Here is a 25,220-nt window from a genome sequence, read left to right as displayed (position 1 = left end):
CCGCGCGCTCCGTCAAGCCGCCCGACCCGCCCCGGTGTCGCCGATCGGCAACCGCGCCACCACCTGGAACCCGCCACCAGGAACGGGCCGTGCCTCCACACTCCCGCCGAACAACGCGACCCGCTCCCGCATGCCGACCAGGCCGTGCCCGCCCTCACGCTCCGGCGTCGCGGCCCCGCGACCGTCGTCGGTCACCCGCAAGAGCAGCTCCCGCACGCCGTACTCCATCTCGACCGTGGCCCTGCTGTCCGGACCGCCATGCTTGAGGGTATTGGTGAGGGCCTCCTGCACGATCCGGTAAACCGTCAGCTGCTCCCCCTCGGGAAGCTCCCGGGCAACGCCGGACACCCGCAGCTCCACCGGCAACCCCGACTCCCGCACCTGCGCCACCAGACCGTCCAGCTGCGACAGGCTCGGCTGCGGAGCGTACTCCTCCTGGACGCCGTCGGCCCGCAACACGCCCACCATCCGCCGCATCTCCGCCAGCGCCCTGCGGCCCGTGGCCGAGACCGCCTCCATCGCCCTGCGCGCCTGCTCGGGATCACTGTCGATCGCGTACCCCGCCCCGTCGGCCTGAACGATGATCACACTCACGTTGTGCGCCACCACGTCGTGCAGCTCACGGGCGATCCGGGCCCGCTCCGCCGCCGCCGCCAGCCTGGCCTGCTGATCGCGCTCCCGCTCGGCCCGCTCGGCCCGCTCCTCCAGGCCCTCCAGGTAACGGCGGCGGGTGTTCGCGTAGATCCCCGCCATCCAGATCGCGACCGCGAACGCCGAGGCCGTGGCGAAGGCGCTCGGATCGAACCCCCGAGGCACCCGCCCGAACACCAGGAACAACCCCAGCTCCACCACCAGACCCGCCCCCACCGCCCAGCGCAGCGGGCGCCGCGACGCCACGCCGTACATGGCGACGAGCACGGAGAGGTTGAAGACCAGGGGCTGCACCCCGAGAAGCCACTGGAGGAAGGAAGCCAGCGAGATGACCGCGAAGACCGCCACGGGACGCTCGCGCAGCCAGAACAGCGGCACGAACAGCAGCAGCGTCAGCCCGGCGAACCCCCACGGCCCGAGCCTTTCCGCCCCCCAGGCCACCAGGTCGATCACCCCGACGGTCCAGAGGTTGAGCAGCGAGACCAGCAGGAACGGAGTCAGCCACAGGGCGTCCGTGATCCTGGGATGGCGCCCGCTCCAGGCGCGCAGTCTGCCGAACACATCACCACGATACGTATGCGCAGATCAGTGACCTTCCCCCTCAAGGGGGAACCCGATGTACGACTCAGGTCGCACACCGGGTCGGACATCCGGCACGGCTTACGCGGCCTTTACGGCCTCTGGGACACCATGGTTTCCGGGAGCGCCCTCTGGGGTGAGTAAAGGGAGATAGTTTGTGGTGATCAATCACAACGACGACAGGTCGCGCGGCCACGGAACGGGCCGCGCGACCTGACGTTTTCCCCTGCCGCGCCGGGTGGCCCACATGCCGGACGGCCGCCGCCCCGCCCCTCGGGTGTTCCGGCGACCTCGCCCGATCACCGGAGCTGATTCACAAAGGTTTTCCCGCTCGGCGGCGGACCTCGCGCCATCCCCGACGAGACCGGACCCTACGCGGGCCACTCGCCGGAGCCGCCCCGCACAGCGCGGCCAGGCGAACCCATGTCACCGCTCTCGCCCATCTCGACGGACGCGGCGGCGCGCTCCTCCTCGAGAACGGACTCGCGCAGCAATTGAATGGCCCTGCGTATGACCGCGGATCTCGACGCGAAGCGTTTTTCACTTCGACAGTATTCTATGAAGAATGAATCCTGGACCGATATCGTTACGGCGGTGTCTACCGACTTCATGTCGACCGGGCGATTTTGAATTGTTTTGTGGGGTCGACGGGATTCGAACCCGCTCTGTACGACACCTAAAATCGCCGCCTCTGCCGTTGGGCTACGACCCCTATTCTTTCCTGCAAAATTCTCTGTCTGTGAATGGCAATTGGGACAGAGGAATCGCAGGTTTTCTTTTCTGTTGTCCAGCCAGTTGCCATTGATGTGGTCAACGTGCAGCGTCAATGAGCGACCTTGCCAGACGCCCTCGATCCTACATCCCGCGCAGCGGTAAGGCATCCCGATCTCGATCAAGATGCGCCTGAGCTGCCCGGGGTCCGGGCGCGGGCTGCCTTCCGGCCGTATGGCGAGAACCTGTTCCGGGCGACTGCGTCGTGGTGAGGGCTTCCCTCTGTTGGGGGAGACCCTGCGAAAGTGCGACGTGTCGATTCCGAAGCGCTTCAGCTGGCGGCTGATATGGGCATGGTTGCCGCCCGCGATGGTGATGCCGAGGCGGCGGAGGACGTCGGCGATGCTGAGGGAGTGGGCCGCGGCCTCCGCCAGCATTTCGGGGGTGTATTTGTATTTGATGGGCACGCCCCAAGCCTAGGCAATGGGACTGGCAATTCTTGGGGCATGCTCACGTCGTATCAAATGGTGAAAAACGGGTTTTAGTCGAGGCCGAGTTCGCGGCGGAGGCGGGCCACGTGGCCGGTCGCCTTCACGTTGTAGAGAGCCTTCTCGATCTTTCCGTCGGCGTCGATGACGAAGGTGGAGCGGATGACCCCGACGGTCGTCCTGCCGTACATCGTCTTCTCCCCGTACGCGTCGTAGGCCTTGTGGACCTCGAGGGAGGGGTCGGACAGGAGCGGGAAGGTCAGGGCGTCGTGTTCGGCGAACTTGGCGAGTTTGGCCGGGGTGTCCTTCGAGACGCCGAGCACGGCGAATCCGGCCGCGGTCAGCGAGGCGAGGCTGTCGCGGAAGTCGCAGGCCTGCTTGGTGCAGCCCGGGGTCATCGCGGCGGGATAGAAGTAGAGGATGACGCGCCGACCGCGGTGTGTCTCCAGCGACACGGTGGTGCCGTCGGCGGCGGGAAGCGTGAAGTCCGGGGCGGCGTCGCCCGGCTCGAGTTTCATGGTGTTCCTCCGAGGAATGGTTCCCCGGTCAACTTACCGGCCTGTCCGAAGTGCCGTGGGCGGGCAGGACCTGACAGACTGATCAATGTCAAGGAGTAGGGGAGGAGCGCCATGGCGGACACCGATCCCGCGGAGTTGGAGCGGCAGATCGAGCGCACGCGCGCGGAGTTGGCTCAGACGGTGGACGCCATCGCGGACCGGGTGAGCCCCAAGCGGGTCGCGGCACGCGGTGTGGCCAAGGTCAGGGCGAACGCGGAGCATCTCGTCGCCCAGGTCGGTGACATGGTGGGCGTGGCGGGACCGAAGCCGGTCAAGCTCGCCGGCGAGCCCGAGGATCTGTGGGCGGACGACCGGCCGGACCTGGCGCCGATCCTGATCGGGGTGGGGGCGGTGCTGGCGCTCGGCGCGGTGGTCGTGCTGTGGCGGCGCCGGCGTCGCTGACCGTCGCTGACCGGGGGGTTCCGGCGTCGCCGGCGACCGGTCGGCGGCCCCGAATTGAGTAGGGGTTTACTCATGTGACCTTTTTCCCGCTCGCGGAACATCGCGGGTAGGTGAAAGGGAGGGGTAAATCCATGAAAAACATCATTCGCGCCGCGATCGCGGTGGTGGCGACCACGGGCCTCATGCTGACGGCGGCTCCGGCCGCCTTCGCCGCGACACCGGCGTCCGCCTCGTCCGCGTCCGCTGTGTCCTCGTCGTCCTCGTCGCGTGACGTCGACGACAGCTTCGAGCAGGAGTCCAGGAACGGCCTGGCCACGCTGGAGGCCAGGTACTCGGTCAGGGGCGACGAGGAGGACGACAACACGTTCAGGCTGCGGGGCGAGCTGTACGACGGTGACAGGCGTACCTTCCGCCAGGGCGGTCGCTGCGCCTACGTCGAGGTCCAGGTCGTCTCGTCCGGCGACGAGGACTGGGACGTCGCCAAGCGCGACAGGCTGTGCAGCTACGACGACACCAAGCGCTTCCGTGTCACGGCGCACGACGTCAGCGAGGTGCGGGTCAAGACCTGCCAGGTCAAGTACCGGAGCTGGTCGACCCACAGGTGCAGCAGGTGGGAAGAGCTCGACCTGGGCTTCTGAGATCCCCCGGAGGTTCCTCGCGGGCACGGTCTCTCCGGGCGCGGAGCACCGGGGGCCGTGGTGCCCGGGGAGAGGCCGAGATGTGACAGGCACGAGGAACGGGCACCCGCCGGAGCGGCGGGTGCCCGTTCCTCGTGCCGGGGTCCGCTCCCGTGTTCCGGACGGTGCCGGGTTCGAAGGGGACGCCGCCGGGTTCGGAGGGGACGCCGCTCTGCCGGAGTTCCAGCCGATCCCGGCCACGGATCCGGGGGAGGAGACAGGGGCGAGAGGTCAGAGGAAGGTGCGGCCCTCGCCCCGGTAGGTGGGAACCTCGTCCACGACCTCGTCCCCGTCGATCAGGTGCAGGCTCGCGAAGCGCTCGCAGAGCTCACCCGCCTTGGCGTGCCGGAACCAGACCCGGTCGCCGGCGCGCAGGTCCTCGGCGGCCTGCCCGATGAGGGGGGTCTGCACCTCTCCGGCGCCCTCGTCGGCGTCGTAGCGCAGCCCGCACGGCAGGTAGGGCTGGGGCAGGCGGTTGTCGCCGGGGGCGCCGGAGGCGGGGTAGCCGCCGCCGAGGACGGTGACGACGCCGGGGGCGGGGCGGCGTACGACGGGCAGGGCGAACAGGGCGGCGGGCCGGCCGGTGAATCCCCGGTAGAAGTCGAACAGGCGGGGGTGGAAGAAGCCGGATCCGGCGGCGATCTCGGTGACGGCCCTCTCCTTGGCGGTCTTCTCGATGCTGCCGGTGCCGCCGCCGTTGACGAACTCCAGGTCGGCGATCTGGCGGACGGCCTGGACGATCCGGCCCCTGCGCGTGATCAGCTCGCGCCGGGACCGGGCCTGCATCAGGCGGACGGCCCGGGTCAGTACGGGATTGCCCGGCGGGTCGTCGCCGACTCCGGCGATCTGCGCCTCGTAAGCCATCAGGCCCACGAGCCGGAATCCGGGCCGTTTCGCGATCTCGGTGGCCAGGTCGGCGGCCTGGCCGATCTCGCGGATGGGGGAGCGGCGGACCCCCGCCCTGAACCGGCCGCCGAAGGCGAGGTAGCCCGCGTCGACGTCCAGGCAGAGCCGGATCTCGTGGCGGTCGCGGACGCCGGAGACGGCGGACTCGATGAGGTCCAGGTGTTCGGCGTGGTCCACCATGATCGTGATCTCTCGTGCCGCGTCCGGGCCGGCGGCCAGCTCGGCGAGCGCGGCGCGGTCGACGGTGGGGTACGCCACCAGCACGTCCCGCATCCCGGTGGAGACGAGCCAGAGGGCCTCGGGGAGGGTGAAGGCCATGATGCCGGTGAAGCCGTCCATGGCGAGGATGCGTTCGAGTACGGCCCGGGACCTGACGGACTTGCTGGCGACCCTGATCGGCTTGCCCCCGGCCCGACGGACCATTCCCTCGGCGTTGGCGCGCAGGGCGGGCAGGTCGAGGACGGCGAAGGGGGGATCCAGGTGCGCTGTGGCCCGGTCGTAGCGCTGGCGGTCGTCCATGTTCGCAGGATAACCCGGCCCCAACGAATGTGAGCGATATTCATGTTGTCGGAGGGGTGGTCAATGCTCCCGCCAGGAGGGCCTCAAGATCGCGTAAGTGGGCGGTTGATCCCCGGCCCGCTCCTGCCCGAACGCGTACACATGACCGAATGACGACTACTCTCCAGGACATCCTGGCGGGCTCGGGAGGCACCGGCGGCGCGGGGACCACCGCCGGAGGCTCGGGAGGCAAGGCGGCGGCCGAGCAGTTCCAGGACGTCCGGCGCAGGTCGGTGCGGTTGCTGCGGCCGGGCAGGAGCCCCGCCGGTGTCCCCGCGGCCCTGACGGTGTCCGCCGTACTGGTGGTCTCGGCCTCGGTGACGGTGGGCCTGCTCATGGAGTCGCCGGTCGCGAGGGTGCCCTACCGGCGGCTCGTCAACGGGGCCGGCGCGTGGAACTGGTCGGATCCGGCCACGTTCGCCGCGTCGACGCTCGCCATGGCGGCGGGCCTGGTGATGCTCGCGCTCGCCGCGCTGCCGGGCCGGACCCGGCTGGTGCCGCTGGAGTCGGGGGACCCGCACATGGTGATCGGCATCACCAGGTCCGGGCTCCGCCGCACGCTCCGGGAGGCCGCCGAGGCGGTGGACGAGGTGAACGGCGCCCGGGTCCGGCTCACGTCGCGGGTCGTCGAGGTCACCGTGTTCACCGACGCCGAACGGACCGGGCCCGTGCTGCGCCGGGTGGGCGCGGCGGTGGGTGACCGGCTGTCCGGGCTGGGCGCGATGTGCGCGGGTGACGTCGTCGTACGGTTGCGCAGGAAGAAGGCGTGATGAGGCCCTACCTGGGCAACCGGATCGGTCTGGCCGTCACCGGGACGGTGCTGGTGTGCGCGGGGCTCTACGCCTTCCTGCGGGGACGCGGTGACATCCCCGGCCACTCGCCCGGAGCCAGGCTCGTGCGCAAGGGGTTCCCCGGCTGGCTGGCCGCGCATCCGTGGCTGGGCTGGCTGGTGGCGCTGCTGCTGGTGGCGCTGGCCCTCCTGGCGGTGCGGTGGCTGCTACACGCCCTGGGATGGGGACGGTGGGGCAGGCGGTCCGGGACGGGGACCGCCATGCTCGGGGTTGCCCTTAAAGAAGTCGAAGGGCTCACCCGCGTCCGCGTCAGGTACATACGGCACGAGCGGCTGCGCATCGGGGTGGGCTGCGCGCCCGCGACCGATGTCGGCAAACTCGTGGCCCGGCTGAACAGGGACGCGGTGGGGAAGGTCCGACGGGCGCTCGGGGAGGTAGAACTCGGCGTGATGGTTCGCCTGCACGTCCGCCGCCGCTGACCCTCCGGACACCGGCCGCTCGCCCGTCGCGCCGTACGCGGGTCGCTCGCCCGCCCCTCCCAGCACCGGCCATTCGCCCGTCATGCCGTACACCGGCCGCTCGCCGGTGACGCCGTACGCGGCTCGCTCGCCCGCCGTGCCGTACGCCGGCGGCTCCGTCGTGTCACCGTACGCGGTGTCTCCGTACGCGCCGCCCCGGTGCGCCTGCCCGTCGTACGAGCCCGGCCCGTACCCCGATTCCCCGACGGGGCTCGCGTACACCGGCCGTTCGGCCGTCGTGCGGTACGACGGGTCCTCGTCGTCCGGGTCCTCGTACGGCGGTTTCCCGTCCGGTTCCCCGGCCGTCGGCCCGGGCGCGTTCTCCTCGTGCCTGTCGTGCCTGGCCCCGAAGGCCAGTCCGGCGGCGAGGCAGACCAGCGGGAGGGCGGGGATGACGTAGCGGTGGTCGAAGGCCGCGATGAAGGGCGGCAGGACCAGCAGCATGGTCCCCGCCGCCCAGGGCAGCAGCACCGCGCCGCCGAGCCGCCGCAGCCGCATCAGCACCCCGACCAGGCCGACCAGCAGGATCACCGCGAGGTACGGGCCTCGCACGAAGCCGTACTCCTGGTAGCCGCGCAGCCAGCCCGCGTACGGCTCGACCGTCACCGGCGCCCCCGACGAGCCCTGGTAGGCGACGGTCAGCTGCTCGGCGGTCTTTCCCTGCGAGGCGACCCCCGAGGAGAAGGGCCGCACGGACTCGGGGAAGACGTAGGCGCTCTGCGGCCCGGGAGCCGGGTAGACGCGCCGCGTCCAGTCGAAGATGTGGGCCGCGTCGTCCAGGCCCGCCCGCAGGAAGTCGAACGGCTGGGCCATGATCGCCTGGGTGGCGAAGGCGCCCGCGAGCGCGTCGCGCTCCGCCCAGCTGCCCTTGACCTTGTTCAGCGGCGAGTCGCCGTCCCAGATGTAGACCGGCGGCGCCGGGCGCTGCCCGAGCGGCTCGACGGGGCACAGGGCCGCCTCGGGGCCGGCCGGGTGGATCCTGGCGCAGTCGGCGAAGGTCATCGTCCGCGCCCAGAGGAAGGCGTTCCCCCTGGTCAGCCCGAAGCTGCCGTGCTCGGTCCTGAACCAGGCCGCGTACGAGCCCAGACCGATCGCGGCGGCCAGCGTCGCGGCGACGACGGCCCGCCATCCGGCCCGGCGGATCAGCATGCAGACCAGCGCCACGGCGATCAGCGGCAGCCCGATCGTGCGGGTGACGGTCGCCGCGGCCAGCAGCGCTCCGGCCAGTGCCGCGACCCACACCGCGGGGCGCCGCCGCCACAGCAGCAGCGTGACCGCCAGCACCGCCAGGAACTGGAAGAGCAGGTCCGCCATGACGAGGTGTTCGAGCTGGAGCTGGTAGGCGTCCAGCAGCACCGGCAGCGCGGCCAGCGTCGCGCCCCACCCCGGCAGCCCGCCCAGCCTGCGCAGCAGCAGGTAGACGCAGACGGCCACGGCCAGCCCGAGCAGGTGCTGCACCGCGACCACCGCGGGAACGCTGGACAGCGGCTTGAGGATCCACAGGAACAGCGCGTAGCCCGCCGGGCGGGACTCCAGGGGGCGGGGGGCGAGCCCCGCGTTCAGGTAGACGAAGGAGTCGGCCCAGAACCACAGGGCGGGCCGGTAGCCGAGCATGGCGAGCAGCCGCAGGCCGCCGCCCGCCAGCAGGGCGGTGATGAAGAGCCAGTGCGACCCGAGGAAGCGGAGCACCCGCAGGGGGCGGGAGGGTCTCTCGGGGCGCTGGGAGCGACGGGAACGGCTTGCCGGGTGCGTTCCCGTTACCACCGCGACCTCCCGAGTCCCGCGCACATGGCCACCCAGCATAGGCGTGGGATCGGGGGGTCCTGCACGTGATGCGAAATTTGGTAGTGATTGCGGTCAGCACTCGATGACGTTGACCGCGAGCCCTCCCCTGCTGGTCTCCTTGTACTTGTCGAGCATGTCGCGGCCGGTGTCGCGCATCGTCTTGATGGCCTTGTCCAGCGAGACGAAGTGGCGGCCGTCGCCGCGCATCGCGATCCTGGCGGCGGCGATGGCCTTGATGGAGGCGACCGCGTTGCGCTCGATGCACGGGATCTGCACCAGGCCGCCGATCGGGTCGCAGGTCAGCCCCAGGTTGTGCTCGATGCCGATCTCGGCGGCGTTCTCGACCTGCTCCGGGGTGCCGCCCATCACCTCGGTGAGCCCGGCGGCGGCCATCGAGCAGGCCGAGCCGACCTCGCCCTGGCAGCCGACCTCGGCGCCGGAGATGGAGGCGTTCTCCTTGAACAGCACGCCGATCGCCCCCGCGGTCAGCAGGAAGCGGATCACGCCCTCGTCGTCGGAGTCCTTGGTGAAGCGGTCGTAGTAGGTGAGCACGGCCGGGATGATGCCCGCGGCGCCGTTGGTGGGCGCGGTGACGATGCGGCCTCCGGCGGCGTTCTCCTCGTTGACCGCGAGGGCGAACAGCGAGACCCAGTCCATCGTCTGCAGCGAGTCCTTCTCCGGCGACTCGCTGCGCAGCTGCCGGTGGAGCTGGTGGGCGCGGCGGCGGACCTTCAGGCCGCCTGGCAGCACGCCCTCCTTGCCGATGCCGCGCCGCACGCACTCGCTCATGACCTGCCACAGGACGAGCAGCTGGGCGCGGATCTCGGCCTCGGTGCGGCCGAACGCCCGCTCGTTCTCCAGCATCAGCCCGGAGATCGACAGCCCGGTCTCCGCGCACTGGGCGAGCAGCTCCGCGGCCGTGGTGAAGGGGTACGGCAGGACGGTGTCGTCGGGTTTGATCCGGTCGGCGCCGGTGGCGTTCTCGTCGACGACGAAGCCGCCGCCCACCGAGTAGTAGACCTTCTCGCGGATCGTCTCGCCGGACTCGGACAGCGCGGTGAAGCGCATGCCGTTGGGGTGGCCGGGGAGCGAGATCTTGCGTTCGAAGACGAGGTCCTCGCCGATGACGAAGGGGATCTCGCGGGAGCCGTACAGGGAGAGGGTGCCGGACTCGCGCATGGCGGCGAGCCGCTCGTCGACCGTGTCGACGTCGACCAGCTCGGGCTTCTCGCCGGACAGGCCGAGCAGCACGGCCTTGTCGCTGCCGTGACCCTTGCCGGTCAGGCCCAGCGAGCCGTACAGGACGGCGCTCACCCGGGCGGTCTTCTCCAGGAGCCCGTCCTGGTGGAGGCCGCGGGCGAACTTGTGGGCGGCGGCCATCGGGCCGCCGGTGTGCGAGCTGGACGGGCCGATTCCGATCTTGAAGAGATCGAAGACGCTGATCGTCATCTGAATCCTTCCAGCGTGGACGGCCACGCGCGCCCAAGGACGCGCGTGGCCGTGACGCGAGGGGGGAGAGGCTTAGGACTCACCCGAGGTGAGCGCGGCGTACTCCTCCGGCGACAGCAGGTCGTCGGCGGAGCCCTCGAGGCGTACGCGGAACAGCCAGCCGTCGCCGTAGGGGTCGCCGTTGACCAGCGAGGGGTCGTCCACGACGGTCTGGTTGACCTCGACGACCTCGCCGGAGACCGGCGCGAAGATGTCGCTCACCGACTTGGTCGACTCGACCTCGCCGACCGCGTCGCCGGCGGCGATCGTCGAACCGACCTCGGGGAGGATCTGCACGAAGACCACGTCGCCCAGCGCCTCGGCGGCGTAGGCGGTGATGCCGACGGTGAGGGTCAGGCCGTCATCGATGCCGGAGATCCACTCGTGTTCCTTGGTGTAGTGCAGTTCCTCGGGAATGCTGCTCATTTTTTCCTCCTGTAGAAAGGCAGTGCGACGACCTCGACCGGCTCGTGGCTGCCCCTGATGTCCACGGCCAGTCCCGACGACAGGCCGTTGTCCACGTAGGCCATGGCGATGGGCCTGCCCAGTGACTGGGAGGGCGCCCCGCTGGTGACCTCGCCGACGACCGTGCCGTCGCCTGCGACCACCACCGGATACCCGTGCCGGGGCACCCTGCGGCCGGTCGCGATCAGACCGACCAGGCGGCGGGACGGCGGGACGTCCTTGCGTGATTCGAGGGCGGCCCGGCCGACGAAGTCGCCCGGCTTGTCAAACCTCACCACACGGCCCAGCCCGGCGTCGAACGGGGTCAGGTCGGCCGACAGCTCGTTGCCGTACAGCGGCATCCCGGCCTCCAGACGGAGGGTGTCGCGGGCGGACAGGCCCGCGGGGACCAGGCCGTGCGGCGCGCCCGCCTCGGTGAGGGCGGCCCAGACCGGCTCCGCGTCCTCGGCCGAGACGAACAGCTCGAAGCCGTCCTCGCCGGTGTATCCGGTACGGGCGATGAGGGCCTCGCGGCCCGCGACGACGGCGGGCAGGCCGGCGTAGTACTTGAGCCCGTCGAGGTCGGCGTCGGTGAGCGTGCCCAGGATCTCCGCGGAGCGCGGGCCCTGGATCGCGACCAGCGCGTACCGCTCGGAGCGGTCGTCCACCGCGGCGTCGAAGCCCTTGGCGCGGCCGGTCAGCTCGGCGGCCACCCGCGGGTAGTTGGAGGCGTTGGCGACGACCATGAACTCGGCGGGGGCGAGCCGGTAGACGATCAGGTCGTCCAGCACGCCGCCCTCGGCGTCGACGATCATCGTGTAGCGGGCGCGGCCGGGCTCCAGCGCGGACAGGTGGCCGACCAGCGCGTGGTCGAGGGCCTCGGCGGCCTGCGGCCCGGTCACGAAGATCTCGCCCATGTGGGAGAGGTCGAACAGGCCGGCCGCCTGGCGGACCGCGTTGTGCTCGGCCGACTCGCTGCCGTAGCGGAGCGGCATCAGCCAGCCCGCGAAGTCGGTCAGCGTCGCGCCGAGGGACTCGTGCACGCCGCGCAGCGGCGTAGGTCGGGACATGTGCGCACCTCAGACAAGGGACAGATGAGAGCATCCTCCCCCTCTGTCGTCGGTGCCTGAGAGTTTCATCCGGGTTTTACCGGACTTTCACCTTCGGCGAGGCCGTGGGACCTGCTTTCCAGAGGGCACCTACCCGCACGGTCCTTTGCCTTGAGAGGTTCGCGGGGAGGGCTTGCTCCTTCAGGGGTCCTGGCCTGGGTGTCAGGACGCTCTCCCGCACGGGATTCATCGGTGTCAGCGGCCAGCCTAACCGCCCGAACCGGCCGAGCGAAATCCCCTCGCCGCCCCGAACAGGCCGGGCGAAATCCCCGCGCCGCCCCGATCCGCGCCGGTCAGGGGGTGGCGTGGCGTACCAGCGCCTCGAACAGGGCCGACTCGTCGTCGGTCTCGGGGTGCCACTGGACGGCGACGGCGAAGGGGTGGTCGTCCACCTCCACGGCCTCGATCGTGCCGTCCTCGGCGTGGGCGGTCACGCTCAGGCCCGCGGCGAGCCGGTCGAGGGCCTGGTGGTGGTAGTGGGCCACGTCCACGGTCTCGGTCCCGAAGATCTTCGAGGTCCGGCTGCCGGGGGCGAGCCACACCGGCATCCTGCCGTAACGGCCGGGAGCCGGGGCGTGCCCCGGGTGGCCGACCACGTCGGGCAGGTGCTGGTGCAGGGTGCCGCCCAGCGAGACGTTCAGGACCTGCATGCCCCGGCAGACGCCCAGGAAGGGCAGGCCCCGCTCCAGCGCCGCCCGGACCAGCCCCAGCTCCGCGTCGTCGCGGAACGGCCGGACGTGGCCGGTCCGCTCGTGCGGCTCCTGCCCGTACCGCTCCGGGCCGACGTCCCCGCCTCCGGCCAGGATCAGCCCGTCCAGGCGTCCTGCCAGGGTCGCGGGGTCGCCCGCCGGGGGCAGGATCACCGGCTGCCCGCCCGCGCGGGCCACGTGGTCGACGTAGTCGTACGGCAGGAGCGCGGTGGTCGTCTCCCAGACGGTGAAGCGCGCGGGTTCGACGTAGCAGGTGATGCCGATGACGGGACGGGACATGATCTCCTGTTTCGCCGCGCTTGCACCGAGGTCCCGGCACCGTGTGCCCATCCCGGCGCCCTCCCGCACGTTACCGGCCCCGACGGGTCCGGTGGCGGCGGGGTGCCGCCGGGTGCCGCCGGGGAGCGGGCGGGACCGCGGCGGGCGGCGGGGGTTAAGTGGTTAAGCGAATCCGCCGCCGAGGACGCGGCGGCCTCACCGCTGCCGCTGTCGCCCCGTGTGCGGGCGTTCCGCCGTGATCCAGTGATCACCGCGGGTCACGGGCCGCCGGGGGGAGCGTCGGAGATCGAGACGGGCATAGTAGGGTGCGCAGCGGAAACACGTCGAATAACCGGTTCAGGTGGGGGTCTCGTGAAGCGACCGACGATCGCCGACATCGCTCGTCGCGCGGGGGTGTCCAAGGTCGCGGTCTCCTACGCGCTGAACGACCGGCCGGGCGTGTCGGAGGCGAGAAGGAACACCATCAAGGCCATCGCCAGGGAGATCGGCTGGCAGCCCAACAGCGCGGCGCGCGCGCTCAACGGGGCACGGGCCCGCGCCGTCGGCCTGACCGTGTGCCGCCCGGCGCGGGTCCTGGGGATGGAACCGTTCTTCATGGAGCTGATCAGCGGCATCGAGAGCGAGCTGTCGGCCCGCTCCTACGCCCTGCTCCTGCAGACGGTGACCGGCCACGCGCAGGAGGCGGAGGTCTACCGCAGGTGGTGGGGGGAGGGCCGCGTCGACGGCGTCATCCTGGTCGATCTGCACTTCGACGACCCGCGCATCCCCGAGATCGGGGAGCTGGACCTGCCGGCCGTGGTGATCGGCCATCCGTCGGAGGCGGGCTCGCTCGCCGCCGTCTGGTCCGACGACGGCGCGGCCATGCGGGAGACGGTGGAGTATCTCGCCGCCCTCGGCCACCGCCGGATCGCCAGGGTCGCCGGGCTGCCCGCGCTGGTGCACACCGTCCTGCGTGACCGGGCCTTCACCGCCGCGTGCGACGGGCTCGGCCTGGCCGGTCACACCGTCGTGCACACGGACTACACCGGCGAGGAGGGCGCGCGGGCCACGCGGCGGCTGGTCAGCGGCGCGAACCGGCCGACGGCGATCGTCTACGACAACGACATCATGGCCGTCGCCGGGCTTTCGGTCGCGCAGGAGATGCGGCTGGAGGTGCCCGCGGACCTGTCCCTCGTGGCCTGGGACGACTCGCCCCTCTCCCAGGTGGTGCGACCGGCCCTGACCGCTCTGGGCCGGGACATCCCCCACTCCGGGGCCCAGGCCGCGCGGAGCCTGCTGGCGCTGATCGCCGGCGAGCACGTCACCGGCGTCCAGACCGAGACGGCCCGGCTCACGCCGCGGGGCAGCACGGGTGTGCCGGGACGCCGGTGACGGGTGTCAGAACGGGGTGACGTACGGCGTGAGGCGTGCCGGGACGCCGGTGACGGATGTCAGAACGGGGTGACGTACGCGCCGGAGATGCCGCCGTCCACGAGGAACTCCGAGCCGGTGATGAAGCTGGCGTCGTCCGAGGCGAGGAACGCCACCGCGGCGGCGATCTCCGACGCCTCGGCGAACCGGCCTACCGGGATGTGCACCAGGCGGCGCTGCGCCCGCTCGGGGTCCTTGGCGAACAGCTCCTGCAGCAGCGGCGTGTTCACCGGCCCCGGGCACAGGGCGTTCACCCGGATGCCCTCCCGGGCGAACTGCACGCCCAGCTCGCGCGACATGGCCAGCACCCCGCCCTTGGACGCGGTGTAGGAGATCTGGCTGGTCGCCGACCCCATCACGGCCACGAACGACGCCGTGTTGATGATCGACCCCTTGCCCTGCCGCCGCATGTACGGGATGGCGTGCTTGCAGCACAGGTAGACCGAGGTGAGGTTGACCTCCTGGACCCGGCGCCAGGCGTCGATGCCGGTCTCCAGGATCGAGTCGTCGTCCGGCGGCGAGATGCCCGCGTTGTTGAACGCGACGTCCACGCTGCCGTAGGTGTCGAACGCGGCCTGGAACGCGCGGGCGACGTCGTCCTCGCTGGTCACGTCGGCCCGCACGAACAGCCCGCCGACCTCGTCGGCGACCTTGGAACCGGTCGTCTCGTCCAGGTCCACGCACACGACGCGGGCGCCCTCCTCGGCGAACCGGCGCGCGGTGGCCAGGCCGATCCCGCTTCCGGCGCCGGTGATGACGGCGACCCGGTCCTGCAAACGCAGCATCGCTACTACTCCTCGGAAATGAAGACGTTCTTGATCTCGGTGAACGCTGACAGGGCATCGGGGCCCAGCTCGCGGCCGAGGCCCGACTGCTTGAAACCGCCGAACGGGGTCCAGTAACGGACGCTCGAATGGGAGTTGACGCTGAGGTTGCCCGCCTCGACCGCCCTGGCCACCCGCAGCGCCCGGCCGACGTCTCGGGTCCAGATCGACCCGCTCAGACCGTACGGGGTGTCGTTGGCGATCCGCACGGCGTCCGCCTCGTCGTCGAACGGCACCACCGACACCACGGGGCCGAAGATCTCCTCGGTGAACGCCCGGTCATCCGCCGAAGCGGGCGTCAGGACCGTCGGGGGGAACCAGAACCCCGGCCCCGGCGGGCACGCGCCCTGAAGGTGGGGCGGTCCGGTGACGAAGGAGGCGACCCGGTCCCGGTGCTCGGCGCTGATCAGCGGGCCCATCTCGGTGGCCTCGTCACGGGGGTCGCCGACCCTGACACCCAGCACCGCCTCCCCGAACCGGGCCAGGAACTCGTCGTGGACCGAGCGCTCGACCAGGATCCGCGAGCGCGCGCAGCAGTCCTGGCCCGAGTTGTCGAACACCGCGTACGGCGCGGTCGCCGCCGCCCTGCCCAGGTCGGCGTCGGCGAAGACCACGTTGGCGCTCTTGCCGCCCAGCTCCAGGGTGAGCCGCTTGACCTGCCCGGCGCAGGTGGCGGCGATCTCCTTGCCCACCTCGGTCGAACCGGTGAACACGATCTTCGCCACGCCGGGGTGCTCGACCAGCCGGGCGCCCGCCACCTCCCCGGCCCCGGGCAGGACCTGGAACACCCCCTCGGGCAGGCCGGCGGCCAGGGCCAGCTCGGCCACCCGCAGCGCGGTGAGCGGCGTCCACTCGGCGGGCTTGACGATCACGGTGTTGCCCGCGGCCAGCGCCGGCGCCAGCCCCCAGGTCATGATGACCATCGGGAAGTTCCACGGCACGATCACGCCGACGACGCCCAGCGGCTCCCTGAAGGTGACGTCCAGCCCGCCGGGCACCGGGATCTGCAGGCCGTGGTTGCGCTCGGGCGCCCCCGCGTAGAAGTCGAGCACGTCGGCGACGTTGCCCGCCTCCCAGCGGGCGTTGCCGATCGTGTGCCCGGAGTTGGCGACCTCCAGCAGGGCCAGTTCCTCGGCGTGCTCGCGCACCAGCGAGGCGAAACGGCGCAGCAGCCGGGCCCGGTCTCCCGGGCCGACGTTCCGCCAGGTCGCGAAGGCCCGCCCGGCACGCTCCACGGCCCGGTCGGTCTCGGCGGCGTCCGCCATCTCGACCTCGGCGACGACCTCTTCCGTCGCCGGGTTGATGATCTTCATGTTCACATCCGTTCGAATCCCCGGAAAAGCTCCCAGTCGGTCACCGCCGCGTCGAAGGCGGCCAGCTCGACCCGGGCGTTGTTCGCGTAGTGCGCCACGACGTCCCCACCGAAGGCGGCCGTCGCGAACGCGGAGCCCTCCCAGAGTTCCAGCGCGTCCCGCAGCGTGCTCGGCACGGTCTCCGCGCCCGACGAGTAGGCGTTCCCCGTGAACGCGTCCTCAAGCGGCAGCTCGTTCTCGATGCCGTGCAGCCCGGCCGCGATCAGCCCCGAGACCGCCAGGTAGGGGTTGACGTCGCCGCCGGGCACCCGGTTCTCGATCCGCAGCGAGGGGCCGTGGCCGACCAGGCGCAGCGCGCACGTCCTGTTGTCCACGCCCCACTTGACCGCGGTGGGGGCGAAGCTGCCCGGCACGTACCGCTTGTAGGAGTTGACGTTCGGCGCGTACAGCAGGGTCAGCTCGCGCATCAGGGCGATCTGGCCGGCGATGAAGTGCTCTCCTGCCGCCGACAGGCCGTGCGGCCCGGAACCGGCCATGACCGGCTCCCCGTCCGCGTCCCGCAGCGAGATGTGGATGTGGCAGGAGTTGCCCTCGCGCTGGTTCGGCTTGGCCATGAAGGTGATCGCCATGCCCTCCTGGGAGGCGATCTCCTTGGCGCCGTTCTTGTAGATCGAGTGGTTGTCGCAGCTGGACAGGGCCTCGCCGAAGCGGAAGGCGATCTCGTGCTGGCCCAGGTTGCACTCGCCCTTGGCCGACTCGACGTACATGCCCGCGCCCTCCATGCCGAGCCTGATCCTGCGCAGCAGCGGCTCGACCCGGGCGGTGCCGAGGAGGGAGTAGTCGACGTTGTAGAGGTTGGCGGGCGTCAGGTCGCGGTAGCCGCGGCGCCAGGCGTCCTCGTAGGTGTCGTCGAAGACGACGAACTCCAGCTCGGTCCCGACGAAGGCGCCCCAGCCCCGCTCGTCCAGCCTGGCGAGCTGCCGGCGCAGGATCTGGCGCGGCGAGGCGGTCACGTCGGAGCCGTCCTCCCAGACCAGGTCGGCCATCACCAGGGCCGTCCCCTCCTGCCACGGCACGCGGCGCAAAGTGGATATATCAGGCTTCATAACAAAATCGCCGTATCCGTGCTCCCAGGACGACATGGCGTACCCGTCGACCGTGTTCATGTCGACGTCCACCGCGAGCAGGTAGTTGCAGCCCTCGGAGGCGTGCCGCAGCACCTCCTCCAGGAAGTAGCGCCCCGACAGGCGTTTCCCCTGGAGGCGCCCCTGCATGTCGACGACCGCCAGCAGCACGGTGTCGATCCGCCCTGCCCGCACCTCGTCGTGGAGCTCGGTGACGTCCACATGCCCTCCTCGTCGGGGGTCCTATTGGGCTAGTGTCAGACCATTGACGTGTAGCGGGGGGAGCCTTGTCAAGGGCTGGAGGGGACAATTGGACGAGGTGTCGCGATTGGCCGCCGTGCTGCGGCCGGTGCGCGCGGGCAACGCGTTCGAGGAGACCGTGGAACGCCTGCTCCAGGTGATCAAACTGGGGCTGGTGGCCGAGAAGCTGCCGCCCGAGCGGGAGCTCGCGGCCCAGCTCGGCATCAGCAGGGTCACCCTGCGCGAGGCCATCCGCGAGCTGCAGGACGCGGGCTACCTGGAGGTGCGCCGCGGCCGGTACGGCGGCGCCTTCCTCACCTACACCCCGCCCCGCCCGCACCGGGACGACCTGCGCAGGGCCGTGGTCGACATGGGCACCGACGACCTGTCCGACGCGCTCACCTTCAGGATGGCGGTCGAGTGCGGCGCGGCCCAGGTGCTCGCCACCACCCCGCTGACCGGGGAGCGGCGCGAGGCCCTGCGGGAGAGGCTGCGCGAGGTCAACTCGGCCGGGCCCGACGACTACCGCCGCCTCGACACGGCCTTCCACCTCGCCATCGCCGAGCTGACCGGCTCCGCCCTGCTCGCCGGGGCCTGCGCCGACGCCAGGCTCCGGGTCACCGACCTGCTCAACGCCATCCCGGTGCTCCAGCGCAACATCGAGCACGCCGCGGTCCAGCACCAGGCGATCGTGACGGCCATCCTGGCCGGGGACCCGGAGGGCGCGCGCCGCGCCGTGGCCGAGCACCTCGAGGGGACCGCGGCGCTGCTGCGCGGGTTCCTCACCTGACACGCGGGGGCGCCCGTGCCGTGTGCGGCGCGCCTCGCGCGGGCGCCTGTGCCCTGTGAACGGGCGTCCCGCCTCCTCGCTCCTCGTACGGACACGCCCGTGCCTCGCGCGGGCGCCCGGGAAACCGCCGTGCCGTCAGGGCTCCCGTGCCTGCCCGGAGGCCTCCCTCGCATAGCCTGGGGGAACGGTGGGGGATTTGTTCCGAGAGCGAATCATGGACACAGGACGGCTGCCGCTGTTCTGTTTCTTCGTCGCGCTGATCGTCGTCTTCCTGCTCACCAGGATCAACGTCCGGCTCATCCGGGCCAAGATCGGCTGGTTCGGCAACGTCAACGTCGGTGAGATGCACATCCACCACGTGGTCTTCGGGGTGGTGCTGACCCTGCTCGGCGGGGTGTCCGGTCTCGTCGTCTCGGGCGTCTCCGAGGGCTGGTACGCGGTGACGGCCGCCGTCTTCGGCGCCGGAGCCGCCTTGATCCTGGACGAGTTCGCGCTGATCCTGCACCTGCACGACGTCTACTGGGAGGAGGAGGGGCGCGCGTCGGTGGACGCCGTGTTCATCGCCGTCGCGATCACCGCCCTGCTCCTGCTCGGCCTGCGCCCCCTCGGCTGGGAGGACTACGACAGCGAACCCCGCGGCACGTTGCTGACGGTCGGCTTCATCGTGACCAACCTCGCGCTCGCCGTGATCACGCTGCTCAAGGGCAAGATCTGGACGGGGCTCGCCGGACTGTTCGTCCCGATCCTCCTGGTGCCCGGCGCGGTACGGCTGGCCCGCCCGGGATCACCCTGGGCACACTGGTTCTTCGCGCCGGACTCCCGGCGCCCGCAGCCCCGCAAGATGGCCAGGGCCGAGGGCCGCGAGGAGCGCTGGCGCCGCCCGGTGATCCGCGGCAAGATCGCCTTCCAGGAGTTCCTCTCCGGCCGCCACGATCTTCCCTCCACCCGCCGCCGTTCCCGCCGCTGAGCCCGCGCGCCCCGTGGACCTCGGGCGAAGGGCGGGCATACTGGGGGACGTGAGTACGCTTCCGTCCCGATGGGACGGCGTGGAGCAGCGCGTCCCCGAATCGCTGGCCGACCTGCGCGGCCCGGCGACGGGGACGGTCGCCCTGCCCGTGCACCTCGGCTGGTCCGGGCTCACCGAGTTCGACCTGGTGAACCCGCTGCTGCGGATGAGCCTCTACCGTACGGTCATCACCGGCGGCGGCCGGTCCGACGCCGAGTCGTACCTGAACGCCGAGCTCCTCGTGGCCGACTGGCCGACCCTGCGCCGGGGCATCGGGCCGAGTTACCGGAGGGCCTGGGAAACCAAGATCGCCGCCCTGGGGTGGCGGTCCGACCCCGGCGCGGGCCGTGACGCCGGGCCGGGGGCCGGTACGGGCCACGACGCCGGTGCGGGAGACGGGGGCGGGCGTGACGCCGCTCGGGAAACCGTGGCGGACCGTGACACCGGTGTGGGCGCCGTGACACCGGGATGGGAACGATGATCCTGCCCCCCTTCCAGCAGCGGATGCTGGAGGCCGCGCTGCCCGCCTGCACCCGGTTCGGGCTGGTCCTGGCGGGCGGTTACGCGATGAACGCCCACGGCCTCACCGAACGCCCGAGCAACGACCTCGACTTCGCCACCGCCGCCGAGACGCCGCTGCCCGAGGTCGCCGAGGGAATGGCCGAGGCGTTCAGGGAGGCCGGGCTGGAGGTCACCCTGACGGAGGTGACGCCCCGGATGGGCCGCCTCGTGGTCAGTGACCCGGTGACCGAGCAGAGCTGCGAGTTCGACCTGCTCAGAGAGGCGTTCCAGCGGCAGCCCGTGATCGTCGGCGACGTCTCCGTCGTCTCCCTGGACGACGCGGTCGGCCTGAAGATGCGGGCCCTGCACGAGCGCAGCCTCGCCCGCGACGTCATCGACATCGCCTCGGTCTCCCATCTGTACGGCTTCCGCGAGCTCGAACACCTCGCCCGCCTGCACAACGAGGAGTTCTCGCTCGCCGAGCTGGTGATGCGGCTGGAGTTCGTCGACCTGATCGCCGACGAGGACTTCGAGGCCTACGGCGTGGACGGCGAGCAGATCATGGAGATCCGCCGGTTCGCCTGCGCCTGGGTGGAGGACATCGGCCTGCGCCGTGCCGAGGAGGGCGACGTCGAATACGACGACGTCCCCGACCCCGACTGAGGAGGCCGGGAAGGACGTCGTCCATGCCACCGGCAGAGGCGTGGCCGGCGTACGGTCATGCCTCAGCCCGTGGATCCGACGATCGAACGGCGAGATTCGGCCGCGGCCCGGCCGCCGCCCGGATCCGGCTGACCTGCCGGCGTCAGGACGTTGAGGAGCTTTGCCGGGACGGAGCGCGTGGAGACCGGCGGTCCGGCCGCGTCTACCGGGTCGGCTCGGCCTCGTCGGCCACCCCGGCACGCCCGCCGCAGAAGACCTCCTCGACGAGCGTGTCCACCAGCTTCTGGAAATCCTTCGCTGGGCCCCTGGTGGCCTCGTCCACCCAGGTCACCGAGCCGGTCACGGTCGTCCTGCCGTCGGGCGAGCTGTACATCAGCGCCCCGTAGCCATGCGGGGGGCTGCCTTTGTGCTGGTAGACGGTGCCGCAGCCCGGGCCCAGGTCCTGCACGAACACTCCGAGGCCGTAGCCCGTCTTCGGGTGCGGCGCGCGCATCTCGGCCAGCAGCGGGGCCGGCAGGAGCCTGCCGCCGTTCAGCGCGGCGATGAACGTGTGCAGGTCCTGGGTGGTTGAGATCAGGTCACCGGCGCCCGCCAGCAGGGACAGGTTCTGGCGGCTGATGTCGACCACCCTCTGCCGGACGGCCGCGTCCTCATGTCGGTAGTAGCCGTGGGCGTGCGGCCCGGGCAGCCGCGTCCGGTCGCCCGGCACCGAAGTGCCCTTCAACTCGAGCGGGCGCAGGATGCGCCGCCGCAGCTCCTTGGCGTAGGAGCGGCCGGTGACCTTCTCGGTCAGCAGCAGGGCCAGGGTGTAGTTGGTGTTGGCGTACCGCTGGTCCGTGCCCGGGGTGAACCGCGCCGGCTTGGACAACGCCGCCCGGACCAGTTCCTCGGGCCGGTAGGACCGGAACCGGTTGTCCAGCCGGTCCTCGCCCGTGGCGGGGATACCCGGCACCCACGTGCCGTCGGAGCCGAGGCCGCCGGTGTAGTTGAACAGGCCGCTGGTGTGCCGCAGCATCCGCACCGTGATCCGCCGGTCCAGGCCGAGCTCGCCGCGTGTCCCGCCAGATCGTCCGACGGCGCGTTTCAGGCGGGTTCGCGGTGCTCGGCCTGGGCTGTCGAGCCGGTCAGGCCTGTCCGCTGCCGAACACCTCGGCGACGAGGCGCTGGGTCGCCTGCTGGAAGGCCGCTCCCAGGGACAGGGTGGCGTCGTCCGTGTAGTTGAGCGCGGCGGTCAGCGTCTTGCCGCCGTCGGGCGTGCTGTACATCAGTGCGGCGTGGCCCGCCATGCCGCCGTTGTGGGTGATGACGGTGCCGCCGCCCGGCGCCTCCTGCACGAACACGCCCAGGCCGTAGCCCGCCTTCGACTCCGGCGTGCACATCTCGGCCAGCAGATCGGCCGGCAGGAGCCTGCCGCCCATCAGCGCGGAGATGAACGTGTGCAGGTCGCGGGTGGTGGAGATCATGTCGCCGCCGCTGGAGATCCAGGACGGGTTCTGACGGGTGACGTCGACCGTCCGGGTCTGGCCGTCCTCCTCGTAGCGGTAGTAGGCGTGCGCGTGCGGCTCGGGGACGTCCGTCCGGGTGGTCGGCTGCACGGTGCCCGTCAGGCCGAGCGGGCCCAGGATCAGCCGCTGCATCTCCTCGGCCACCGGGCGGCCGGTGATCTTCTCGATCAGCAGCCGGGCCAGCACGTAGTTGGTGTTGGAGTAGCTCCAGTCCGCGCCCGGCTCGAACCGCGCCGGCTTGGACAGCGCCAGCCGGACCAGCTCTTCGGGCCGGTAGGTCGTGAACCGGCCGTCCACCCACTCCTTGCCCGCGGGGGTGGCGGGGATTCCCGGAGCGAACGTGCCGTCCTCGAAGTACTCGCCGGTGAAGTTGAACACCCCGCTGGTGTGCTGCAGCAGCATCCGCACCGTGATCCGCCGGTCCAGCCCGAACTCGGGCAGATGGTCGTCGACCGGGGTGTCCAGCCCGACCTTGCCCTCGGCCACCAGCTGCAGCACCACGGTGGCGGTGAAGGTCTTGGTGTTGCTGCCGATCCGCACATGCCCGTCGACCGGCGGTTCGGCGGCCTGGCCCAGCTCGGCCACTCCTGCGCTACCGGCCCACTCGCCCCGCTCGTCGTGCACGCGCAGCGACACCCCGACGAAACCGGAATCGACGATCTCCTGGATGGCCTTCTGCAGCTCCGGGCGGTCCTGCCCGGTCGTGGCCGCCGGCACGGCCCCGCCGTCCGCGGCGGCCCTCCCGGTCGTGGCCGGGGCGGCGTCGAGGGCAGCGGTGATCTTGCGGGCCATCTCCGCCATGGTGGGGCCGGGCTCGCCCTGCCGGGGCCGGGTGGATGCTTCGACGGCGACGACGACGGTGCGGCGGAAGTTGTCGGCCTCGGCCGGATCCCGCTGCCGGAGCAGGCTCATGGCCGCCGTCAGGGCGGGCAGCACCTGGTCGGCGAGTTCGGCCACGGTCTTGCCGTACTTCACGCCCTTGGGCGCCTCGGCCAGCACGTGCCCGACCGGCCCGGTCGCGGAGGTCAGGGCGATGGAGCCCTCGGTGGCGGCCTTGTGCGCCGAGCCCGCGGCGCCGGCGGCCGACATCAGCGACACGGCACCCCACGCGGCGGTCCGCAAGGTGAGCTTGTCCTGATCGGTAAAAGTGATCGACATTGCTGTGTACCCCTTCAAATCCGGTATGAAAAATCAGTGCACGGACAGACGCCGGAGTGCGGATATCCGGATGGCTCAGGCCGGGTCGCTCGAGAAGATCGCCCTCAGCCTCGAGGCCGTCGCCGAACCGCTCATGGCACCCACTTTCGCCGGACGCTCTGACACGAGGCCGTTGCCGTCCTGACGCCGCCGCTGATACGGCACCGCCCGGCCGGTGGCAAGCGCGAAGGCCGGTCGGCCGGTCCGAGGACGCCCGTAAGAGAGGTCGGCCTTGCCCGGCATGCTGTGCAGCCGGCCGGTGTCGTGCGGGCCGAGGTGATCGGATAGGACCAATTCGTGCAATTCGAGGATCAAGTACGGTAAGCACCCAGAACAACGATGAATCCCGGAAGATCACCTTCAGTGGGAGTAAACGGAGCAGGTCAGGCGTGGAACTGCGGGACATCGAGATCTTCCTGACCCTGGCCGAGGAACTGCACTTCGGCCGCACCGCGGCCCGGCTGTGCCTGTCGCCCGCCCGCGTCACCCAGGCGATCCAGAAGCAGGAGCGGCAGGTCGGCGCGCCGCTGTTCGAGCGCACCAACCGCACGGTCCGGCTGACGCCGGTCGGCCGGCAGTTCCGCGACGACCTGCGGCCTCTCTACGCCGGGCTGAAGGACAGCATGGAGCGCGCCCAGCTCGCCGGCCAGGGCATCACCGGCACCCTGCGCGTCGGCATGCTGCCCGCCAACGCCTACGACCTGCGCCCTTACTGGGACGTCTTCCGCCTGCGGCACCCGCAGTGGAAACTGCGCGTCCAGAAAACCCAGTTCAGCGACGCCTTCACCACGCTGCGCCGCGGGGACATCGACGTCCTGATCGCCTGGCTGCCCATCGACGAGCCCGACCTCACCGTGGGACCGGTGCTGTTCGCCGAGCCCCGGGTGCTGGCCGTCTCCACCGGCCACGAGCTCACCCGCCGCACGTCGGTCTCGCTGGAGATGGCCGCCGACTTCCAGCACCCGCAGTCCGACACCCGGCCGGACTACTGGTACGACGCCTACATTCCACGCGAGACCCGCCGCGGCCGCACGATCGAGCGCGGCCCCGTGGTGCAAAACACCGAAGAGGCCATCACCTTCGCCAGCATGGCCGAGATCGTCGTGCTCTTCCCCGCCCACATGACTCGCTACTGGGTACGGCCGGACATCGCCTACCTGCCGGTCACCGACATGGGGCCGTTGCCGTACGCACTGGTGTGGCGCAGCGAGACGGAGAACGAGCCCATCCGCGCCCTCGCCGAGATCGCCCGCGAGCTCGGCCCCCTCGCGCCGGAGAACTGATCGCCGGACAACACGGTGAACCCGGACGCTCTTCCCGGCACCCCGGACCGGGCCGGTGGTGAGGCCGGGGACCCGAGAGGGACGGGAAAACTCCTGTGACGCATACTCGGCCGCCCGCCGGGCAGTTGACGGTCCTCTCTGCCGAAGGGTGCTGATCATGGGTCTCATGGAGAAGCTCAACCTGCGCGAAATGAAGGCCAGGGCCAAGCTGAAGCTCGCCAACCGGACGGGCAACCGCCGGAAGGTGGCCGAGGCCAGGACCGAGGAGGCCGAGGCGAAGCTTCTGAAGACCCAGGACGAGATCCTGGACACCGTCGCGGAGATGCGCAAGGAGTACGGCGCCCGCCGCCGCTGACCCCCCGCACAGCCACACCGGCCACCGGTGTCCCGCCGACGGGCTCCTCGGAGCCGACTCCGCGTCGGCGGGACACCGGCATGTAGGGGACCCCCCGAGGCGCCCCGTGCCCCCTTGCTCCGTTCTCCCCCGCCTCTCCCGCGACCGCGCGGGCTCCCCGTTTCCCGCCCTCCGCGCACCCTTTGTGGTCAACCTGGATTGACAATGCCGATGCCGTCAACTTATGTTGACGGCATCGGCTTTCGCCGACGAAACAGGGCGAGCCGCTCGAGACGGGCTCATGCGCGGTAGACAGGAAAAGCGGCCGGAGGCCGTTCATGTCGCTTCGGAGAGGAAGACATTGCCGGGGGTCACAT

Annotated in this window: 24 protein-coding genes, 1 tRNA gene, 1 pseudogene and 2 riboswitches; of the genes and pseudogenes, 10 read left to right on the top strand and 16 right to left on the bottom strand. The window is 71.1% G+C overall.

Going from position 1 to position 25,220, the window contains the following annotated elements:
* Positions 1-12 precede the first annotated feature (12 nt).
* From AB0G15_RS18465 to bcp, 4 genes and pseudogenes are all read right to left on the bottom strand, one after another.
* On the bottom strand, positions 13-1,212 hold the full coding sequence (locus tag AB0G15_RS18465; RefSeq protein ID WP_362840911.1) for a sensor histidine kinase: 1,200 nt from the start codon (positions 1,210-1,212) through the stop codon (positions 13-15).
* A gap of 657 nt (positions 1,213-1,869) precedes the next feature.
* Positions 1,870-1,942: transfer RNA gene (locus AB0G15_RS18460), tRNA-Leu, on the bottom strand.
* A 28-nt stretch (positions 1,943-1,970) separates the two neighbouring features.
* Positions 1,971-2,111 (bottom strand): annotated as a pseudogene (locus tag AB0G15_RS18455) (HNH endonuclease); the annotation flags it as partial.
* Positions 2,112-2,482: 371 nt separating this feature from the next.
* The gene (gene bcp / locus AB0G15_RS18450) at positions 2,483-2,947 is read right to left on the bottom strand and encodes a thioredoxin-dependent thiol peroxidase (RefSeq protein ID WP_362840908.1); all 465 of its coding nucleotides are present in this window, start codon (positions 2,945-2,947) and stop codon (positions 2,483-2,485) included.
* Positions 2,948-3,058: 111 nt separating this feature from the next.
* Between bcp and AB0G15_RS18445 the strand changes: the two genes are divergently transcribed.
* Together AB0G15_RS18445 and AB0G15_RS18440 are read left to right on the top strand one after the other, a co-directional pair.
* Positions 3,059-3,388, top strand: coding sequence for a DUF3618 domain-containing protein (locus AB0G15_RS18445; protein WP_362680133.1), 330 nt, complete (start codon positions 3,059-3,061; stop codon positions 3,386-3,388).
* Positions 3,389-3,519: 131 nt separating this feature from the next.
* Positions 3,520-4,026 carry a hypothetical protein gene (locus tag AB0G15_RS18440; protein ID WP_362840906.1) on the top strand — a complete coding sequence of 169 codons (507 nt, stop codon included), beginning with the start codon at positions 3,520-3,522 and terminating at the stop codon, positions 4,024-4,026.
* Positions 4,027-4,296: 270 nt separating this feature from the next.
* Here AB0G15_RS18440 and AB0G15_RS18435 read toward each other — a convergent pair whose 3' ends face one another.
* Positions 4,297-5,490: an amino acid deaminase/aldolase gene (locus AB0G15_RS18435; protein WP_362840904.1), complete on the bottom strand. Its 1,194-nt coding sequence runs from the start codon at positions 5,488-5,490 to the stop codon at positions 4,297-4,299.
* A gap of 149 nt (positions 5,491-5,639) precedes the next feature.
* On the opposite strand from AB0G15_RS18435, the gene AB0G15_RS18430 reads away from it, so the two are divergent.
* Positions 5,640-6,299, top strand: a complete 660-nt coding sequence (locus AB0G15_RS18430) for a DUF6286 domain-containing protein (protein ID WP_362840901.1) — start codon at positions 5,640-5,642, stop codon at positions 6,297-6,299.
* A 227-nt stretch (positions 6,300-6,526) separates the two neighbouring features.
* On the opposite strand, the gene AB0G15_RS18425 is transcribed toward AB0G15_RS18430, so the two are convergent.
* The 5 genes from AB0G15_RS18425 to AB0G15_RS18405 form a co-directional block, all read right to left on the bottom strand.
* Positions 6,527-8,602, bottom strand: a complete 2,076-nt coding sequence (locus AB0G15_RS18425; RefSeq protein WP_362840899.1) for a hypothetical protein — start codon at positions 8,600-8,602, stop codon at positions 6,527-6,529.
* Between the two features lie 93 nt (positions 8,603-8,695).
* Positions 8,696-10,072: an L-serine ammonia-lyase gene (locus AB0G15_RS18420; protein WP_362680148.1), complete on the bottom strand. Its 1,377-nt coding sequence runs from the start codon at positions 10,070-10,072 to the stop codon at positions 8,696-8,698.
* 72 nt (positions 10,073-10,144) lie between these two features.
* Positions 10,145-10,537 (bottom strand): glycine cleavage system protein GcvH, encoded by a 393-nt coding sequence (gene gcvH, locus AB0G15_RS18415; RefSeq protein ID WP_362840896.1) that lies wholly within the window; start codon positions 10,535-10,537, stop codon positions 10,145-10,147.
* On the bottom strand, positions 10,534-11,625 hold the full coding sequence (gene gcvT / locus AB0G15_RS18410) for a glycine cleavage system aminomethyltransferase GcvT (RefSeq protein ID WP_362840893.1): 1,092 nt from the start codon (positions 11,623-11,625) through the stop codon (positions 10,534-10,536). The genes gcvH and gcvT overlap by 4 nt, the downstream gene beginning before the upstream one ends.
* Positions 11,626-11,658: 33 nt before the next feature.
* A riboswitch (glycine riboswitch) is annotated at positions 11,659-11,753 on the bottom strand.
* Positions 11,754-11,852: riboswitch (glycine riboswitch) on the bottom strand. It lies immediately after the preceding riboswitch.
* A gap of 105 nt (positions 11,853-11,957) precedes the next feature.
* Complete coding sequence (locus AB0G15_RS18405; RefSeq protein WP_362840890.1) at positions 11,958-12,653, bottom strand: gamma-glutamyl-gamma-aminobutyrate hydrolase family protein; 696 nt, start codon at positions 12,651-12,653, stop codon at positions 11,958-11,960.
* Positions 12,654-13,004: 351 nt separating this feature from the next.
* On the opposite strand from AB0G15_RS18405, the gene AB0G15_RS18400 reads away from it, so the two are divergent.
* Positions 13,005-14,024: a LacI family DNA-binding transcriptional regulator gene (locus tag AB0G15_RS18400; protein WP_362840887.1), complete on the top strand. Its 1,020-nt coding sequence runs from the start codon at positions 13,005-13,007 to the stop codon at positions 14,022-14,024.
* Between the two features lie 59 nt (positions 14,025-14,083).
* Here AB0G15_RS18400 and AB0G15_RS18395 read toward each other — a convergent pair whose 3' ends face one another.
* Genes AB0G15_RS18395 through AB0G15_RS18385 form a run of 3 tightly spaced genes read right to left on the bottom strand, consistent with a single transcriptional unit; the run spans position 14,084 to position 17,546 of the window.
* Positions 14,084-14,848 (bottom strand): 3-oxoacyl-ACP reductase, encoded by a 765-nt coding sequence (locus AB0G15_RS18395; protein WP_362840885.1) that lies wholly within the window; start codon positions 14,846-14,848, stop codon positions 14,084-14,086.
* A gap of 5 nt (positions 14,849-14,853) precedes the next feature.
* A complete protein-coding gene (locus AB0G15_RS18390; RefSeq protein ID WP_362840882.1) occupies positions 14,854-16,200 on the bottom strand; it encodes an aldehyde dehydrogenase family protein in 1,347 nt (448 codons plus the stop codon).
* A 2-nt stretch (positions 16,201-16,202) separates the two neighbouring features.
* Positions 16,203-17,546 (bottom strand): glutamine synthetase family protein, encoded by a 1,344-nt coding sequence (locus AB0G15_RS18385; RefSeq protein WP_362840879.1) that lies wholly within the window; start codon positions 17,544-17,546, stop codon positions 16,203-16,205.
* 88 nt (positions 17,547-17,634) lie between these two features.
* On the opposite strand from AB0G15_RS18385, the gene AB0G15_RS18380 reads away from it, so the two are divergent.
* From AB0G15_RS18380 to AB0G15_RS18365, 4 genes are all read left to right on the top strand, one after another.
* Positions 17,635-18,354: an FCD domain-containing protein gene (locus tag AB0G15_RS18380; protein WP_362840876.1), complete on the top strand. Its 720-nt coding sequence runs from the start codon at positions 17,635-17,637 to the stop codon at positions 18,352-18,354.
* A gap of 214 nt (positions 18,355-18,568) precedes the next feature.
* The gene (locus tag AB0G15_RS18375; RefSeq protein WP_362840873.1) at positions 18,569-19,321 is read left to right on the top strand and encodes a hypothetical protein; all 753 of its coding nucleotides are present in this window, start codon (positions 18,569-18,571) and stop codon (positions 19,319-19,321) included.
* A 49-nt stretch (positions 19,322-19,370) separates the two neighbouring features.
* Positions 19,371-19,841 carry a hypothetical protein gene (locus AB0G15_RS18370; RefSeq protein WP_362840871.1) on the top strand — a complete coding sequence of 157 codons (471 nt, stop codon included), beginning with the start codon at positions 19,371-19,373 and terminating at the stop codon, positions 19,839-19,841.
* On the top strand, positions 19,838-20,524 hold the full coding sequence (locus AB0G15_RS18365) for a nucleotidyl transferase AbiEii/AbiGii toxin family protein (protein ID WP_362840868.1): 687 nt from the start codon (positions 19,838-19,840) through the stop codon (positions 20,522-20,524). The genes AB0G15_RS18370 and AB0G15_RS18365 overlap by 4 nt, the downstream gene beginning before the upstream one ends.
* Before the next feature lie 202 nt (positions 20,525-20,726).
* On the opposite strand, the gene AB0G15_RS18360 is transcribed toward AB0G15_RS18365, so the two are convergent.
* The 3 genes from AB0G15_RS18360 to AB0G15_RS18350 all read right to left on the bottom strand — a co-directional run bounded on the left by AB0G15_RS18360 (position 20,727) and on the right by AB0G15_RS18350 (position 23,541).
* Positions 20,727-21,545 carry a serine hydrolase domain-containing protein gene (locus AB0G15_RS18360; protein WP_362840865.1) on the bottom strand — a complete coding sequence of 273 codons (819 nt, stop codon included), beginning with the start codon at positions 21,543-21,545 and terminating at the stop codon, positions 20,727-20,729.
* A gap of 103 nt (positions 21,546-21,648) precedes the next feature.
* Complete coding sequence (locus tag AB0G15_RS18355; RefSeq protein ID WP_362840862.1) at positions 21,649-23,187, bottom strand: serine hydrolase domain-containing protein; 1,539 nt, start codon at positions 23,185-23,187, stop codon at positions 21,649-21,651.
* 75 nt (positions 23,188-23,262) lie between these two features.
* Positions 23,263-23,541, bottom strand: a complete 279-nt coding sequence (locus AB0G15_RS18350) for a hypothetical protein (RefSeq protein ID WP_362840859.1) — start codon at positions 23,539-23,541, stop codon at positions 23,263-23,265.
* A gap of 74 nt (positions 23,542-23,615) precedes the next feature.
* Between AB0G15_RS18350 and AB0G15_RS18345 the strand changes: the two genes are divergently transcribed.
* A complete protein-coding gene (locus tag AB0G15_RS18345; RefSeq protein WP_362840856.1) occupies positions 23,616-24,509 on the top strand; it encodes a LysR family transcriptional regulator in 894 nt (297 codons plus the stop codon).
* A 157-nt stretch (positions 24,510-24,666) separates the two neighbouring features.
* Positions 24,667-24,864: a hypothetical protein gene (locus tag AB0G15_RS18340; RefSeq protein WP_362840853.1), complete on the top strand. Its 198-nt coding sequence runs from the start codon at positions 24,667-24,669 to the stop codon at positions 24,862-24,864.
* Positions 24,865-25,220: the final 356 nt, after the last annotated feature.

The sequence above is a fragment of the Streptosporangium sp. NPDC023825 genome (genome assembly GCF_040639575.1).
Lineage (GTDB): Bacteria > Actinomycetota > Actinomycetes > Streptosporangiales > Streptosporangiaceae > Streptosporangium.
The sequence above is the reverse complement of the archived record's forward strand: the minus strand, read 5'-3'. Positions and strand labels throughout refer to the sequence as shown.